This is a genomic window from Ensifer sp. Root1252 (genome assembly GCF_001425885.1).
Taxonomy (GTDB): Bacteria; Pseudomonadota; Alphaproteobacteria; order Rhizobiales; family Rhizobiaceae; genus Ensifer; species Ensifer canadensis.
The window spans coordinates 254,093-269,475 of sequence record NZ_LMDT01000001.1 but is presented as its reverse complement, the minus strand read 5'-3'; the positions used below and the strand labels follow the sequence as shown (position 1 = coordinate 269,475).

General features: G+C 60.9%; 17 protein-coding genes. 15 read left to right on the top strand and 2 right to left on the bottom strand.

Annotated features, from left to right (window positions below; genetic code table 11):
* Positions 1 to 2: 2 nt before the first annotated feature.
* The 11 genes from ASD02_RS01305 to ASD02_RS01255 all read left to right on the top strand — a co-directional run bounded on the left by ASD02_RS01305 (position 3) and on the right by ASD02_RS01255 (position 7,649).
* Positions 3 to 1,055, top strand: a complete 1,053-nt coding sequence (locus tag ASD02_RS01305; RefSeq protein ID WP_025425941.1) for a flagellar hook-associated family protein — start codon at positions 3 to 5, stop codon at positions 1,053 to 1,055.
* A gap of 35 nt (positions 1,056 to 1,090) precedes the next feature.
* Positions 1,091 to 1,438 carry a flagellar biosynthesis regulator FlaF gene (flaF, locus tag ASD02_RS01300; protein WP_025425942.1) on the top strand — a complete coding sequence of 116 codons (348 nt, stop codon included), beginning with the start codon at positions 1,091 to 1,093 and terminating at the stop codon, positions 1,436 to 1,438.
* Positions 1,435 to 1,884 (top strand): flagellar biosynthesis repressor FlbT, encoded by a 450-nt coding sequence (gene flbT, locus ASD02_RS01295; RefSeq protein ID WP_025425943.1) that lies wholly within the window; start codon positions 1,435 to 1,437, stop codon positions 1,882 to 1,884. The genes flaF and flbT overlap by 4 nt, the downstream gene beginning before the upstream one ends.
* Positions 1,875 to 2,285, top strand: a complete 411-nt coding sequence (gene flgD, locus ASD02_RS01290; protein WP_025425944.1) for a flagellar hook assembly protein FlgD — start codon at positions 1,875 to 1,877, stop codon at positions 2,283 to 2,285. Before flbT ends, flgD begins: the two co-directional genes overlap by 10 nt.
* 7 nt (positions 2,286 to 2,292) lie before the next feature.
* A complete protein-coding gene (fliQ, locus tag ASD02_RS01285; protein WP_025425945.1) occupies positions 2,293 to 2,559 on the top strand; it encodes a flagellar biosynthesis protein FliQ in 267 nt (88 codons plus the stop codon).
* 220 nt (positions 2,560 to 2,779) lie between these two features.
* Entirely contained in the window at positions 2,780 to 4,867 is a 2,088-nt protein-coding gene (flhA, locus tag ASD02_RS01280) for a flagellar biosynthesis protein FlhA (RefSeq protein ID WP_025425946.1), read from the top strand.
* Positions 4,864 to 5,616 carry a flagellar biosynthetic protein FliR gene (fliR, locus tag ASD02_RS01275; RefSeq protein ID WP_025425947.1) on the top strand — a complete coding sequence of 251 codons (753 nt, stop codon included), beginning with the start codon at positions 4,864 to 4,866 and terminating at the stop codon, positions 5,614 to 5,616. Before flhA ends, fliR begins: the two co-directional genes overlap by 4 nt.
* 4 nt (positions 5,617 to 5,620) lie before the next feature.
* A complete protein-coding gene (locus tag ASD02_RS01270; protein ID WP_025425948.1) occupies positions 5,621 to 6,034 on the top strand; it encodes a hypothetical protein in 414 nt (137 codons plus the stop codon).
* 116 nt (positions 6,035 to 6,150) lie between these two features.
* Complete coding sequence (locus ASD02_RS01265) at positions 6,151 to 6,702, top strand: rod-binding protein (protein WP_025425949.1); 552 nt, start codon at positions 6,151 to 6,153, stop codon at positions 6,700 to 6,702.
* A 14-nt stretch (positions 6,703 to 6,716) separates the two neighbouring features.
* Entirely contained in the window at positions 6,717 to 7,085 is a 369-nt protein-coding gene (locus ASD02_RS01260; RefSeq protein WP_025425950.1) for a hypothetical protein, read from the top strand.
* Entirely contained in the window at positions 7,086 to 7,649 is a 564-nt protein-coding gene (locus ASD02_RS01255; RefSeq protein ID WP_025425951.1) for a hypothetical protein, read from the top strand.
* A 17-nt stretch (positions 7,650 to 7,666) separates the two neighbouring features.
* On the opposite strand, the gene ASD02_RS01250 is transcribed toward ASD02_RS01255, so the two are convergent.
* The gene (locus tag ASD02_RS01250) at positions 7,667 to 8,656 is read right to left on the bottom strand and encodes a glycosyltransferase (protein ID WP_025425952.1); all 990 of its coding nucleotides are present in this window, start codon (positions 8,654 to 8,656) and stop codon (positions 7,667 to 7,669) included.
* A 159-nt stretch (positions 8,657 to 8,815) separates the two neighbouring features.
* On the opposite strand from ASD02_RS01250, the gene ASD02_RS01245 reads away from it, so the two are divergent.
* The 3 genes from ASD02_RS01245 to ASD02_RS01235 are packed head-to-tail and all read left to right on the top strand — an operon-like array spanning position 8,816 to position 11,789.
* Positions 8,816 to 10,036 carry a glycosyltransferase family 4 protein gene (locus ASD02_RS01245; RefSeq protein WP_025425953.1) on the top strand — a complete coding sequence of 407 codons (1,221 nt, stop codon included), beginning with the start codon at positions 8,816 to 8,818 and terminating at the stop codon, positions 10,034 to 10,036.
* Positions 10,033 to 10,848 carry a WecB/TagA/CpsF family glycosyltransferase gene (locus ASD02_RS01240; protein ID WP_239637564.1) on the top strand — a complete coding sequence of 272 codons (816 nt, stop codon included), beginning with the start codon at positions 10,033 to 10,035 and terminating at the stop codon, positions 10,846 to 10,848. Before ASD02_RS01245 ends, ASD02_RS01240 begins: the two co-directional genes overlap by 4 nt.
* Entirely contained in the window at positions 10,842 to 11,789 is a 948-nt protein-coding gene (locus ASD02_RS01235) for a DUF6492 family protein (RefSeq protein ID WP_025425955.1), read from the top strand. The genes ASD02_RS01240 and ASD02_RS01235 overlap by 7 nt, the downstream gene beginning before the upstream one ends.
* Here the strand turns inward: ASD02_RS01235 and ASD02_RS01230 are convergent.
* Entirely contained in the window at positions 11,733 to 12,998 is a 1,266-nt protein-coding gene (locus tag ASD02_RS01230) for a transporter (RefSeq protein ID WP_038575893.1), read from the bottom strand. The two genes, ASD02_RS01235 and ASD02_RS01230, sit on opposite strands and share 57 nt — an antisense overlap.
* A 171-nt stretch (positions 12,999 to 13,169) precedes the next feature.
* On the opposite strand from ASD02_RS01230, the gene ASD02_RS01225 reads away from it, so the two are divergent.
* The gene (locus ASD02_RS01225; RefSeq protein ID WP_025425957.1) at positions 13,170 to 15,191 is read left to right on the top strand and encodes a GumC family protein; all 2,022 of its coding nucleotides are present in this window, start codon (positions 13,170 to 13,172) and stop codon (positions 15,189 to 15,191) included.
* The last annotated feature ends 192 nt before the right edge of the window (positions 15,192 to 15,383 follow it).

Below are 15,383 nucleotides of genomic sequence, written 5' to 3'. Positions count from 1 at the left end.
TCATGAAGACATCCTTCGTTTCGAACCTGGCGATTCAGACCGCCATGCGCCTGACGATCCAGCAGACTCAGGCCGAGTTGCTGCGACGCACCCAGGAAAGCACGAGCGGCATTCACTACGACATCGGCCTAACGCTTGGGGCGTCGACGTCGCGATCGCTCAATCTGCAGCGCGAGCTGGACAGGATGGGCTCCCTGAAGGGCACCAACGCCGTGGTCACGCAGAGGCTTTCCGCCTCCCAGGGCGCGCTTGAGACGATGCAGAAGGCCGCCGAGAAGGTGCGCGACACGCTTGTGACCTACAAGGGCAACGACAGCGTCGACGCGATGAAGATCCTGAAGTCCGAAGTGAATGGCGCGCTTCAGATCTTCACATCGGCGGCGAACACCTCTTTCAACGGTGAGTTCCTGTTTTCGGGCATCAACTCAGACGTCAAGCCGCTCGCGGACTACAACTCCGTGCCTCCGTCTGCGGCCAAGGCCGCATTCGATACGGCGCTCAGCAGCTACATGTCGACAAACAGCCTGACCGACATGAGCCAGTTCACGCCGGCACAGATGCAGGACTTCATCACGACCAAGCTCGAACCGATGTTCATGGGCACGGATTGGGATGCCAACTGGTCTGATGCCTCGAGCCAGAACATGACGAGCCGGATCAGCGCCAGCGAGGTCATCGAGAGCTCGACCAACGCCAATACCAAGAGCTTCCGGATGTTCGCGCTTGCCAGCGTGATCTCGTCGGAACTGATGGACAAGAACGTCAATTCGCAGGTCCGCAACACGCTCAACAACGCCGCATTCGGCTACATGGAGCAGGCTATTGCCGGCCTGAACGGGGAACGCAGCTCGCTCGGTATCTCGGAGTCGCGCGTCAAGAAGGCGACGACTTCGATCGAGGCGCAGGAGAAGCTCATCAAGACCCACATCATCGACGTCAACGGCATCGATCAGGAAGAAAACGCAACGCGCGTGAATATGTTGAAGACCCAGCTCGATACATCCTACGCGCTGACGTCGAGACTGCAGCAGATGAGCTTGCTCAACTACCTCTGAGAAGAGGCGACCGGACAAACATGAAGGATGTCTGAATGTACCAATTTTCCTATGCCGAGATCATGGAGGATGGCGTTGCCGACTCCAAGAATCGAGAGCGGCAGGTACTCGATCGCTCGATTGCGCTCCTTGAAGCCGCAAGACAGCAGAACGGGTATTCGAGAGAAGCCATCGAGGCGATCTATTTCACCCGGCGCGTCTGGATCCGCTTCATCGAGGATCTTCGCGCTCCGGAAAACCAGCTCAACGAAGAGCTGCGCGCCAATCTGATTTCGATCGCCATCTGGATACTCAACGAGACGGAAAAGATCCGCAAACGCGAATCCTCCAACTTCCAGGGCATAATTGACATTACCACCATCATCAGGGATGGACTGAAATGAAGAGCACACTGCGTATCTCGCTGAAGTCGGGCGAAAGAATTTTTGTAAACGGCGCGGTGCTTCGCGTTGACCGCAAGGTCGCCGTCGAATTCCTGAATGACGTGACCTTCCTTCTGGAAAACCACGTGCTTCAGCCGGAAGACGCGACGACGCCGTTGAAGCAGCTCTACTTCATCGCCCAGATGATCCTGATCAACCCGGAAGGCGCCGAGCAATCGACCGCAATGTTCCGCAAGTCGGTCGTCATGCTGCTTAACTGCTTCAAGAACGAAGAGATCCTGGCCGAACTGAAGCGGGTCGACGGCCTGGTCACCAACGGCCGCGCCTTCGAAGCGCTGAAGGCGATCCGTGGGCTCTACGCCATCGAAGACCGCATCCTCAACACGCAGGAAATCACGCCGGCCACGGTCGAGCAGATTCGCAAGGAGATCGCACCATGGCGGTAAGCGGCGTCAGCAACAATGACTACACCCCGATCGTCTCGGGTGCCGACTCTGGCAACGACGCCAGCAAGGCGTCGCTGAACTACGAGAGCTTCCTCAAGCTGCTCGTGGCCCAGATGAAGAATCAGGACCCGACGCAGCCGATGGACGCCACGCAGCAGATCGCGCAGCTCGCGACCTTCTCGCAGGTCGAACAGACGATCAAGACCAACAAGAATCTCGAAAGCCTGCTGCAGCGCACGTCGCTCAGCGAGGCGGACGCGGTGATCGGCAAGACTGTCACCAATGCCGACGGCACAGTCACTGGCGTTGTCAAGGAAGTCAAACTATACTCTGACGGAATCATTGCAGTGCTGGATAACGGCAAGGAGCTCGTTATCGGCCCAGGCGTCAAGGTAAAGTGATACCCCTATGAATGAGGCGGATGCCCTCGATATCGTGCAGGCTGCGATCTGGACCGTGATCGTTGCCTCGGGGCCCGCCGTTCTCGCCGCGATGATCGTCGGCGTCGTCATCGCCTTCATTCAGGCGCTGACCCAGGTTCAGGAAATGACCCTGACCTTCGTACCGAAGATCCTTGCCGTGATGATCACGGTCGCTGTTTCCGCGCCTTTCATCGGCGCCCAGATCTCGATCTTCACCGACATCGTCTTCTCCCGAATCCAGTCCGGATTCTGAGCGCGCCTTACGGCATAATTTCATTCTTAAATCGGATCCGATTTAAGAATGAAATTATGCAGCAAGTTTAAAGCGATACAGCGTCCTTTGCGCGTCATATTTGACGCGCGGCGCTGTCGCGCTACCACCTTCGCGCAAGCTTGGGCCTCTATCTCCAGTCTTAAGATTGGGGCAGCGCGTGTGAATGCTGCCCGACCTCTCATGAAGAGACGGAAGAGACATGGCACAGCAAGCGGCGTTGATCATCCCGAAAGTAGCACCAAAGGGCCGGGACATCGGCTTTGCGCTCGGGATCGTCATGATCCTGGCAATTCTCTTCCTGCCGATCCCGCCGTTCCTGATCGACATGGGGCTGGCTTTCTCGATCGCCTTCTCGGTCCTGATCCTGATGGTGGCGCTGTGGATCCAGCGGCCGCTCGAATTCTCGTCCTTTCCGACGATCCTTTTGATTTCGACCATGGTTCGCCTGGCGTTGAATATCGCAACGACGCGCGTCATCCTTTCCCACGGTCACGAAGGCCACGGCGCCGCCGGCGGCGTCATTTCCGGTTTCGCCAGCCTCGTCATGTCCGGCGATTTCGTCATCGGTCTGATCGTCTTCCTGATCCTGATCACGGTGAACTTCATCGTCATCACCAAGGGTGCGACGCGTATCGCCGAAGTCGGCGCGCGCTTCACCCTCGATGCCATTCCCGGCAAGCAGATGGCGATCGACGCCGACCTTTCGGCCGGTCTGATCGACGAAAAGGAAGCGCAGCATCGTCGTCGCGAACTGGAGCAGGAAAGCTCGTTCTTCGGCGCAATGGACGGCGCGTCGAAGTTCGTGCGCGGCGATGCGATCGCCGGCCTGATCATCACCGCGATCAATATTTTTGGCGGCATCATCATCGGCTATCTGCGCCATGACATGCCGATCGGCGAAGCGGCCGACGTCTTCGTCAAGCTTTCCGTCGGTGACGGTCTGGTCTCACAGATCCCCGCGCTGATCGTCTCGCTCGCCGCCGGCCTCCTCGTGTCGCGTGGCGGAACCGCCGGCTCGACCGACCAGGCCGTTGTCGGGCAGCTCGGTGGTTATCCCCGCGCTTTGATGGTTGCCTCCGGTCTGATCATCCTGCTTGCGCTGGTTCCGGGACTGCCGTTTCTGCCGTTTGCGTTCCTTGGCGGCGGCATGGCGTTCCTGAGCTGGGTCATTCCGCGGCAGATCGAGGCGGAAAATGCGGCGCGCCGGATGGAGGAAGCCGCGACGGCCCAGCAGGCTAAGGACGGTGAGGCGGACTCGGTCAAATCGGTGCTGAAGACGGCGGAGATCGAATTGCTGCTCGGCAAGCAGGTGTCGACCCGACTGCTCGGCGCGCACCAGGAACTGGCCTTCCGCGTCGGCAAGATGCGCCGCAAGTTCGCCGGTCAATACGGTCTCGTCATTCCGGAGATCAAGGTTTCCGACGACATCAGCATCCCGGACAAGGCCTATCACGTGCGCATCCACGGCACGACGATCGCCTCCAACACGGTGCGTGTCGGTGAAGTTCTGGTGGTCACAGGCGGCGGCCGCCGTCCGAGCGTGCCGGGAGACGAGATCCGTGAGCCCGCCTTCGGCATGCCGGCGGTCTCGATCCTCGAGACATTCACCGAAGACCTGAAGCGCGAAGGCTTCCACCCGATCGACAACGTCTCGGTGGTGCTGACGCATCTGTCCGAAGTGATCCGCAACAACCTGCCGCATCTCTTGTCCTACAAGGATGTGAAGGTACTGATCGATCGGCTGGACCCGGAATACCGCAAGCTGGCCGACGAAATCTGCACTTCGCACATGTCCTATTCCGGCCTGCAGGCAGTCTTGAAGCTGCTCTTGGCGGAGCGGGTATCGATCCGCAACCTGCACCTGATCCTCGAAGCGGTGGCCGAACTCGCGCCGCATGTCCGCAAGACGGAGCAGATCGTCGAGCACGTGCGTGTGCGCATGTCGCAGCAGCTGTGCGGCGACCTTGCCGACAACGGCGTCCTGCGCGTCCTGCGCCTCGGCAACAAATGGGATATGGTGTTCCACCAGGCGCTGAAGCGCGACGCAAAGGGTGAAGTCGTCGAGTTCGACATCGATCCGCGCCATCTCGAAGAGTTCAGCGAGCAGGCGACGAAAGTTATCCGTGAACATCTCGATCGCGGCATGCCCTTCGTACTGGTAAGTTCGCCCGAATCCCGTTCTTATGTCCGCATGATCATCGAGCGTCTTTTTGCCACTTTGCCCGTGCTCTCGCATGTCGAGCTTGCCAAGGGCCTCGAGATCAAGATCATCGGCTCTATTTCATGATAACCGACCCCGAGGGCACGGTGCTCGCACTGTTTGCGGCATTCTGCCGGATCGGGGCGTGTATCATGATCATGCCGGGGTTCTCGACCGCGCGCATTCCCATGCAGATCCGGCTGTTCATCGCGGTCGCCATCTCCATGGCGATCCTACCCGTCATGTGGACCGATATCTATCCGCAGGTGACCGGCAAGGGACACACCTATATCTACCTGATCGCTGCCGAAACCGCCGTCGGCGCGGTCATCGGCCTGGTTGCCCGCTACTATGTGCTCGGCCTTCAGTTCGCTGGCACGACGATAACGATGCTGATGGGCTTCAGCCCGCCGCCGTCGTCGGACGTGATCGAAGACACGGCGGAAAACCAGCTCACCAGCATGATCAGTTTTGCCGGCTTGATGATCCTGTTCATGCTCGATTTCCACCACGTGATGTTCGAGGCGATCGCCCAGTCCTATCGGGTCATGCCGGTCGGCAGCGTCTTCGATCCGCAGGGCGTGCTCATCACCCTGACGGATTCGCTCGAGCAGACCTTCATGATCATGCTGAGGCTCGCGAGCCCCTTCCTGATCTATGGCCTTTTGTTCAACGTCGCCATCGGCATGGTCAACAAGCTGGCGCCGCAGATCCCGATCTACTTCATCTCGCAGCCCTATCTGATCATGGGCGGCATGTTCCTGCTCTATCTCGGTATCGCCGCCATGCTGCGCCTGTTCGGCGACGGCTTTGCGCCGGTCATGCAAGGGGGATAGCCACATGAAGACGCGGTCGCAGAAGCTCAAGCGCCTGGTCGCAGTCCAACGGCATCTCGAGCAGATGGCCGAGGCTGACTTTGTCGAGATGGTGCGGCAGCGCGAGGCCCTGGCCGAGACGATTGATGTCGTCGTCGATGCCATGGGCTCGGCCCATCCGATGCATCGCATGTTTTCCGGCCACTATTCCTCGCAGGTCGGGCGCCTCGTGCAGAAGGACCAGATGCTGTTCGGCATCCAGCAGACGCACGAAGCGCGCATGCTGAAGGAGCGGGCCAAGGCCGACCGGCTCGAGGAAAACATGAAGGATGCCCGGCAATCGGAAGACCGGGAAGAGGCCGACAATTCGATCTATGACCTGATCGATCAACACGTTGCCCGCCAAGCGCCAGCTTCCGGTAAGGTTGACGGGCGATAGTGCGACATCCGGAACGCTCCACCCCCGTGTGGTGGGACGTTCGGTCGAGATGTTGAACGCGCGATTGCGTCGGCCCGGTCGGGGTCGCTGCGATGCCGTTGTCGAGAGGATTTGTCATGGCTATCTCTCCGCCCAGCGATCTGGTGATGGACGTCGTGCGCGCGGCCGATCCGGCCGAGGTGCAGGAAGCGCAGGCCCGGCTGAAGGCCAATCGCGCCGCCTTCCAGGCGACGAGCCTCGCCGAAAACGGCAACGGTTTCGCCGCCGCCGTCAACGTCCTCAACTCTTCGGAGGGATCGAGCGGCCTCGGCGATATCAACAACCGGGTCGAGCAGAAGAAGGTTCCCGAGACCTATCGCAAGTTCGAAGCGATGATCCTGCAGAATTTCGTGAAATCCATGCTTCCGAACGACAGCGAGAATGTTTTCGGAAAGGGCACGTCCGGCGACATCTGGAAAAGCATGATGGCCGAGCAGATCGGCGATGTCATTTCCAAGAGCGGCGGCATCGGCATTGCCGACCAGTTGGCTGCCGGCGATGCGCGCGAACGTGTCAATGCCTCGCTCGATGGCAACAGCCGAAACCTGGCCGCAAGCCTCGTGCAGGAATACGAGCGCAAGACGCTCACTGGCTACACGACTGAAGACGATAAAAACAAACAAGCTTAATTGGGAGTTCATTTATGGAAGCTGTGGCATCCAACGACGTCCGGATCCAGAACGTGCTCGGCCGGCTGGAAATGATCATCGACAATGAGAACAGCCGTATCGGCGTCGATCCGGAGTTCGATATCAAGACGTCGAACGCGCACAAGAGCCGTTGCCTCTACGAACTGACGATGCTGCACCGCGATACGCTGCCGGGCGAGTTTTCGCCGGCCTTCGCGTCGCAGACCCGTCACCTGCGCGACAAGCTCGAGATCAACTCGCAAAAGGTCGAAGCCCACCTCGACGCAGTGCGATCCGTCGTCGATCTGCTGAAGACCGCCGCCCAGGATGCAGATGCCGACGGCATCTATTCCGAAGCGCAGTTCCGCTATAGCGATTTCTGAATGCTCAAGCTCGTTCTCACCGGGGTTTGGGTCTGCGCCGTCACGCTCGGATCCGTCTATTATTCGATGCAGAGCGCCTCGGCGCCCGTCGTCTCGGATGCGGAAGCAACGCGGCGTGCATCGGAGCAATATGTTCCGGGAGAAATGATCACGGTTCCCGTCATCAAGGACGGCGCCGTACAGGGCTATTTCCTGACCAAGCTTTCCTTCTCGGCGACGAAGGAAGGCATCAACAATCTGCGCGCGCCACTTCGCCAGATGGTCACCGACGAACTCTACGACATGCTGGTCGGTTCGAGGTTCATCGATGTCGGCGACACAGGCACGTTCGACCTGCCGACCTTCAAGTCGACGGTCAAGGATGGGCTCAACAAGAAGCTTGGCGGCGAGGTGATCACCGAGGTCCTCGTCGAACAGCTCGAATATCTGACCAAGGACGACGTCAAGCGCGTGGCCAACGGCCAGAACGTCCCGCGTCAGAAGCCGGTCGCCATCGTCGACAAGAACGGCAACGTCGCCAACGACAAGTTGCCGGAAGGCAGCATCAACGCCAGCACCCACTGATCGCCACTCAGCGGCGCTCAGTTCTTTTCGGGGTTGCGGTATTGTTCGTTGACCAGGCCGAACTCCGCCATCAGCCGCCCGACAGCCACATAGAAGTGGTAGAGACCGGCGGCGGCAAGACCGGTTTTTCTCCATAGTTTGATGCCGCGCGGGATAGCGGCGCCAAGCAGCGCAAGCGATTTGCCGAAGGTCTTCACCCGTCCGCCAAAGCTCGGATCCCGGCGGTGCTCGAGCATCGTCGAAATTGCCCCGTTTCTGAGGCTTCGCGCACGGATCCATGATGCGTTGGTGCGCCGTGCCGGCACCGTTTCCGCCACCCAGGCCTCCTTGGTCCAGGCGAACGAAAACCCCTTCTCCTTGCTGCGGCTGTAGAAGTCGGCGTCGCCGCCACCGATGAAGTTGAAAGCCGGGTCCAGAAACGGGCGCGGCATGGCGTCGAGAACCCGGCGCGTCACCAGCACGTTACCCGAAGAAAACAGGATAGGCACAGGTCCTGTCGTCTCATAATGGGGCGTAAACACCGGGTGCCGCTTCCACTTCTGCCCGCTCATATCCTCGAAAACCGGCAGCTGTGGACCGCCGACCATGTCCGCCTGGGTCGCTTGCTGTGCCGTGACGAGGCAATCGAGCCATTCGGGTGAGGCGATCTCGTCGTCGTCGATGATGGCAATGGCGCGCAGGTTGGGATAGGTTTCGAGCGCCATCGCCCAGCCGGCGTTGTAGGCGTAGCAGTTTCCACGCTGGTGGGCGATGATGACGATGGAGTCGGACGGGTGCCCGAGGAAGAAGTCCTTCGCCGCCGCAGCACCTGCCAGACCTTCATCGTCGTTCTCGATGACGACCGTGGCAAAGGCAACGTCAGGCCGTTGGGAAACAATGGTTTTCAGCGTCTTGATGACATGTTCCGGGCGCCGAAAGGTCGGTAGCACCACGACGAGTTCGATGTCACCGGCGTCTTCCAACTCGGTCCGGAAATAGACGGAAATATCCTGGCCGATAGACGTCATCGTGAAACCTGTGCAAGCGGATTGCTGGCAAGCACTAAAGCAAATCTTCCTAAACAGATGCTGAACCGGCAAAACGACTTTTGAATGAATGCTTTAAGCGGTCCTTCACCCCGCGCTGCTAAAGAAAGGCGCAATGCTCCATCCATGACGTGTGGCAAAATGCATCTGGTCCTGGTTTCCTCACTCGTTCCCGTAGACAATCCCGCCTCCGGTTTCGATATCGCCAATCGTGCGGTGCTTGACGGTCTGCTCGCGCTTGGCCATCGGGTCAGTGTCATCGGATTTCTGCAGCCCGGGCGGCGCCCGGCGCCCGACTGCGAGATGCACCTGCTTGGCGAACTGGAAGTGACCAATGCCAAGGCTGGCCGCCTGCAAAAGCTGAGCTGGCTTGCGACCGCTTTTCTCAATCGCACCTCGGTGTCGTCAGCCAAGATGCTTGGCGTATCGGCGGGCCGGATCCAGTCGATCCTCGACGGGCTTGCACCCTTCGACGGTCTGGTCCTCAATTCCGTGCAACTGCCCGCGGCGTTCGCTCAAGTTTTCAGGTCCTATCCGTCGATCTATGTCGCTCACAATGTCGAGGCCGATTCCGCCCTGGAAAATGCCGAGCGTGCCAAGGGCCTTTTGGAGCGCTTCCTCTTTCGGCGCGAGGCGTTGTATCTCGAACGCTACGAACAGCAACTGGCGCAGAATGCCGTCGGATTGTGGACCTTCGCCGAGGCGGATCGTCTCGGTTTCGGTCGTGCTGTTTACGACCGGGCATTCGTGCTGCCGCTGGTTACCGGCTGGGACGCGCCGATTGTGCCTGATGTGCAGCGCCAGCACGACCTCGGCTTGATCGGCACCTGGAGCTGGCGGCCGAACCGGCTCGGCCTGGACTGGTTCCTGGATCAGGTCGTGCCCCATCTTCCCCAGGACATGTCGATCGCGATCGCCGGGCAACTGGATGGAGCGCCTGTCGTTTCGCATCCGGGCATTCGTTTCGTTGGTCGCGTGCCGGACGCCCGCGCCTTCGTTGCGGCCAGTGCCGTCGTGCCGCTGATCAGCCGTGGCGGCACGGGGGTACAGCTGAAAAGTATCGAGACGTTCGAGCTCGGCATGCCGTCGGTTGCCACGCAGGCTTCGTTGCGTGGCATCGAGACGATCCCGGAAAATTGCACGCCGACCGACGATCCCCGGGAGTTTGCCCGCCTGCTGGTGGAAAAGGTCGCCCACGCGCGCGCCGGCCTTTCGCAGCGCCTGGACGGCGCAGCGTTCCACCGGACTCAAAAGGCCAGGATGATGCAGGTCATGCTGGATGTGTTGCCCGGCCTTGCCGCAAATGACGCAAGCGCCCAGGTTCGACCACGATTGAAGGTCCACGACGGAGGCCGGTCGTGACCATATCTGTCGCCGCCTCGAACGTTGCGGTATCGCAGCGCATGATCCTGGGCATGCCGGTCGCCGATCTCGGCTGGGCGAGCGCTTTCGCCTTTGCCAACGACGCGGTTTCTCGCAGCAGTGGACAGGTGAGTCTTGCCTTTCTCAATGCGAACAACGCCAACCTGATGTTGAAGGACACCGAATATCGGGATGTGCTGCGCCGCCAGATCGTATTTCCCGATGGCCACGGCGTCGATATCGCTTCCTATTTGTTCCATGGAGGCATGTTCCCGGCCAATCTCAACGGCACCGATTTCGTTCCGGCCTTGCTGACCTACCTCGATCGGCCGATGCGGATCGCGATGATCGGCGCGCGGCCGGACGTATTGGCGCGCGCGGCCGAGAACTTTCGCAAACACGCGCCTTGGCACGAATTCCTGCCTGTTTCGGACGGTTTCTTCGATCGCAGCCGGTCGCGCGAACTGCTCGCCGACGTGCGGGCTCTGAGAGCCGATATTCTTCTCGTGGCAATGGGCAGCCCGATGCAGGAGAAATGGGTCGATACCTATGTCGGCCCGCAGGATGCACGGCTGGTGATCACCGTCGGCGCATTGTTCGATTTCGTCGCTCAGGAGTTCCCGCGTGCGCCGAAGCTTCTGCGCAAGCTGCGGCTCGAATGGTTCTACCGGCTGGCTCTTGAGCCGAAGCGCATGTGGCGCCGCTATGTCCTCGGCAACCCGCTGTTCCTGCTGCGTGTATTCCTGCACAAGCTGACGGGCCGCGCTCGAAAAAGCGTCGGCAACTCCAGCCTCGGAGCGCGAAAATGCTGACCGAGCCCTCCAGGCGAACCGCTGTTGTCACTGCGTCCTACGCCAATGATTTCGAGCGCTGCCGCCTGATGTGCGAAAGCATGGATCGGCGGCTGCAGGGCGATTGGGTGCACTATCTGCTCGTCGCCGATTTCGACGTCACGCTTTTCCGGCAACTCGAAGGATCGCGGCGGCAGGTCATCGACGAGCGCGATCTTCTGCCCTGGTGGCTGCGTCCCGTCACCGACCCGCTCTCGGGCGGGCGCCGCAAGATCTGGCTGAGCCCCTTTGGCCTACCACTGCGCGGCTGGCACGTTCAGCAGCTTCGACGTCTGGCGCTTGCCCGCCATATCGATGAGGCGGCGATGTTCGCGGTCGATTCCGATGTCGTCTTCCTTCGCGACTTCGACCCCGCCACACTCTGGCGGGACGGCCGACTGACGCTTTACCGCAAGGATGCGGCGATTGACGCAAATATGCGCTCCAATCATCTGGCATGGCTTGCGCATTCCGATCGGCTTCTCGGTATCGGCCCCTATGCGCTGCCGGCCAACGATTACATCAATACGTTGATCGCCTGGCGCAACGACACATGCCGCAAGCTCGTCGACCATGTCGAAGCGCTGCATGGCCGCAACTGGGTTCGAGCGGTGACAAAAACACGCGCCTTTTCCGAATGCACGATCTATGGCCGCTTCGTCGACGAGGTTATGGGCGGGCAGGGGCACAAGCCCTCATCCGATGCACTTTGCCACGTGCTCTGGTTCGACGACAGTTATCGGCAGGGCATTGCCGGCCTCAGGGATTTCCTAAGGGATATGGCCCCGCACCAGATCGGCATCGGCGTCCAGTCGTTCGTCGGCCACGATCTCGACGATATCCGCAAGGCTGTGGTCGAACTCGCGTCAGATGACCCGGTTGGCCGGCTTGCTCAGCGCGGTATAGGTCAGGCCGAAGGATAGCAAATACAAAACCAGGAAGATCAGGTTGAGCGATGGCGCCCACTCGGCAACATCCGTGGTCGTCGTCAGCAGCATCGCAAGCAACCCCACTTTCACCACGCCCGCGACCAGCAGGTTGGCCATGCGCCGCACGGTGCGGCCGGTCGCATAGAGCAGTTCCGAATGATACTCGATCAGATTGCGGAACGATGGTACCAGCAGGATCATCGCCACGATCGGTGCTGCAGCCGAAACGTTATGGCCCAGACCGTTCGGGAAAACGTAAAGATAAACGGCCATTGCAGCGATGGCGACAAACGAGGCGGCAGCCACGGCAAACTCGATCGATAGGCGAACGGGCCAGCGGGCGATCGCATCGGGTGTGCGCATGATCCGCTGGACGAGCAGCGTGTTGAACGAGCGCACCGGCAGGGCGGTCAGATCGGCAAGCCGCATCAGGATCGCATAGATGCCGGATACGGCCGGGCCGCCGATCGCCAGCACGGCGATCTTGTCAAACTCCGACTGAATGTAGAAGAGGATTTCGGCGCCTGCGACCGAGACCGAATCGCCCCAGCGGCGGAAGTAGAGCCGGGGCTGCCAGCGAAGACGCACCCTTGGGTAAAACAGTACGAGAGCGATGACGAGGCTGATGGCGTTGGCGGCGAGATAGAACTGCGACCAGGCGCCAAGCGTGTTGACCTGAAGCAGCGCAAACAGCAGCGCCGCCGCCGTGCGGATTGCCGTGGCGATGACCACGAGCAGAGCGCCGCGGCCGAAGCGGCCGAGGCCGTTGAGAACGATGACCGCCGTTTCGAGCCCGCGCCAACAGATGATCTCGGCCGCCATGAAGGCCGCAAAGGTGCCGGCCGACATGTCGCGTGAAAAAAGCGCGATGAAGGTGCCGACGCAGATCAGTGCGATCACCGGCAGGGAAAGCAGCGCGCCGACGAGAAACCCGGCGCTATAGGTACCCACCAGCAGCGGTTTCACCGTCGCCACGCGGTAGAGCGGCGACATGAAGCCGAAGGCAAGTGCGCGCGAGATCATGATGCCGGCGGCGGACGCCGTGGCAAAGAGACCGAAATCGGCGATGGAAAGCGTGTTGGCAACAGCGATAAAATACGCAAGCGACAACACGAGCCGCCCCGCCGAACCCCCCGTCATCGAGAGATAGGCGTGAACAAGCGCCCTGTGGCGAAGATAAAGCGCTTTGATGCGGTGGTGCACGATCGAACTTCCAGGAGTCTCTCCCGTCATAGGCGGGAAAGCTTAATAAGGCGTGAGATCGCCCGTTTCTGGGGTTGGTTCTTTCTCCAAAATTAACCATTTGTTTTCCCTGTTTCCTTAGGTTGAATTCACTATTCGGAATTCGCCATCTCGGCAGCCGCGGGATAAGTCATGTTCAACGTCGACGACGAAAAACGCCCGGTTCCGCGTGCATCGTTGCTCGATATCGCAGCAGGGGGCCCGCGGGTCTCGGCGCGCGCGCAAAAGCCCGACGCCAAAGGCCGAGGATCCGCCGGCTCGTCGTTGCTCGACCGCTTTGTCGAGGCCGATCAAGCGGCTACACAGCCGGGCTATGCCGCGTCGCGGCATGCAGCTCGCGCGACACCCCAACCCAAGATACCGTCGGCACTGAGCGGTCCGGCTACTCGGCCGCAGCGTGGCCTTGGCGGTGCGGACGGCAAGATTGCCCGGTGGCTGGCCGGTCGGGATGCGGACGACGCCTCCGACGGTTCGGGTGGAGATGCATTGCTGCCACCCGGTGACAGACCGCTCGTCGACATCAAGGCCGTGCTTCGCTCCGTCTGGCAGGTTCGTTTCGTCATTGCCGCCACGACGATACTCGGCGCCGTCGCCGGCGTCGCGATCGCCCTGTCGACACCCAGCATCTATCTCTCGGAGAGCAGGCTCTATATCGACCCGCGCGAGGTGCGGCTGACGGATTCCGATCTCTCCAAGCAGTCGCTGGCGACGGAAGCCATTCTTGCGCTTGTCGACAGCCAGCTCGAGGTTCTGCGCTCGCGCACCGTGATGGAGAAGGTCGCACGTGATCTCGATCTGCAGAACGATGCCGAGTTTTCAGGAACTGGCGCGGCGGAAGGCGAAGTCTCGCCGCGCACCCTGCAGAAACTGAGCGACGCCATCCGCGTCTGGCGCGATCCCAAGACCTTCATCGTCATCGTCGAAGCGCAGAGCCGAAGCCCGGAGAGATCGGCGCTGATCGTCAACCGCCTGGTCGAAACCTTTCTGGGCGAGGAGACGGCGGCACAGTCCGGCTTCTTCCAGAAGACCACCGCGGCGCTCGATCAGCGTATCTCCGAACTCAAGGCCGAACTCGATACCGCTGAAAAGGCGATCGAGGAATACAAGGCGCGCAACGATATCGTCGGCGCCGGCGGCGAGCTGATCGCCGACAAACAACTGCTCAGCCTCAGCGATCAGGTCGCTGCTGCGCGCAACCGGATCGCCGAAGCAAAGGCGAAGGCCGACGTGTCCGGCAAGGTCCGGCTCGATGACGTGCTGACCGGCGCCTTTCCGGAGGAAGTCAGCTCGATGGCGCTCGCCGAGCTGCGCAAGCAATATGCGGCGACCAGGGCGCAGTTGAGCTCGCTCGATGCAAGCCTCGGTCCCCGTCACCCGCAGCGCATTGCCGCCGTACAGTCGCTTGAATCCTCCCGCGCCGAGATCGCCAATGAGCTGCGGCGCATTGCGGCCACCGCCCAGACCGAACTCGATCGTGCCGAGAGTGCGGAGCGGGATCTGGTCCGGCAGTTCGCAGCGCAGAAGGCCCGCCAGATCAATTCGTCCGGCGAGATGGTCGAGCTGCGCGAACTGGAGCGAAATGCTGCCGCGACCCGCGAAATCTACGAGTCCTTCCTGAAGCGCGCCAGCGAAACGCGCGAGGAAGAAAAGCTGACGGCCAAGAACATCCGCGTCGTTTCGCGGGCGGAGCCTGCGTTGCAGCCCAAGGGGCCGTCGCGCAAGATCATCGTCATCGGCGCAACGCTTGCGGGCTTTTTCGCCGGTTTCGGTCTCGGTATCCTGCTCGGCATCTATCGCAGCCTGAACGGGTTGTTTGTCGGCCCGAGGGGTGCGCCGCCGGAGACTGTCGACCCGGATCCGCCAGAGCCGGGCACCGACCCGGAACCGGGGCCTGGCGCGCGCAATGAGCAAGAAATGAAGGCGCGCGAACCGGATCTGCCGCCGCCATTCTCGCCAGCAGCCCACCATGCGCAGTCGCTGGCTGCCGCCTATCTCGCTTCGCGCGAGCTGGCAAGCCAGGCTTCCCCGACAAGGCCGTCGCCCCTGGCTATCGAGCCCGAGGACGATCTCGGCATCGCCAAGGTGCAGGACGATCTTCGCGCGCTCAGGTCGCGCGTCGAGAGCTACTCCCGCCAGAAGGTCGCGCGTCGCTGAACCTCAGCATCTGCGAAGAACGAGCAGGCAGCCTTTCAGTGATGAGAGGAAATGTCGCGGCCTGCGCTGCAAACGTGCATCTGGCCATGCCGACCCCTTGCATTTATGCGTTTGGGACAGCATAGGGCGCTTTGAGGCAATCGCCTTTCCCGAGGCGAATTAGAGTGTCCCGCGAACAGGAAGCCAGGAGGA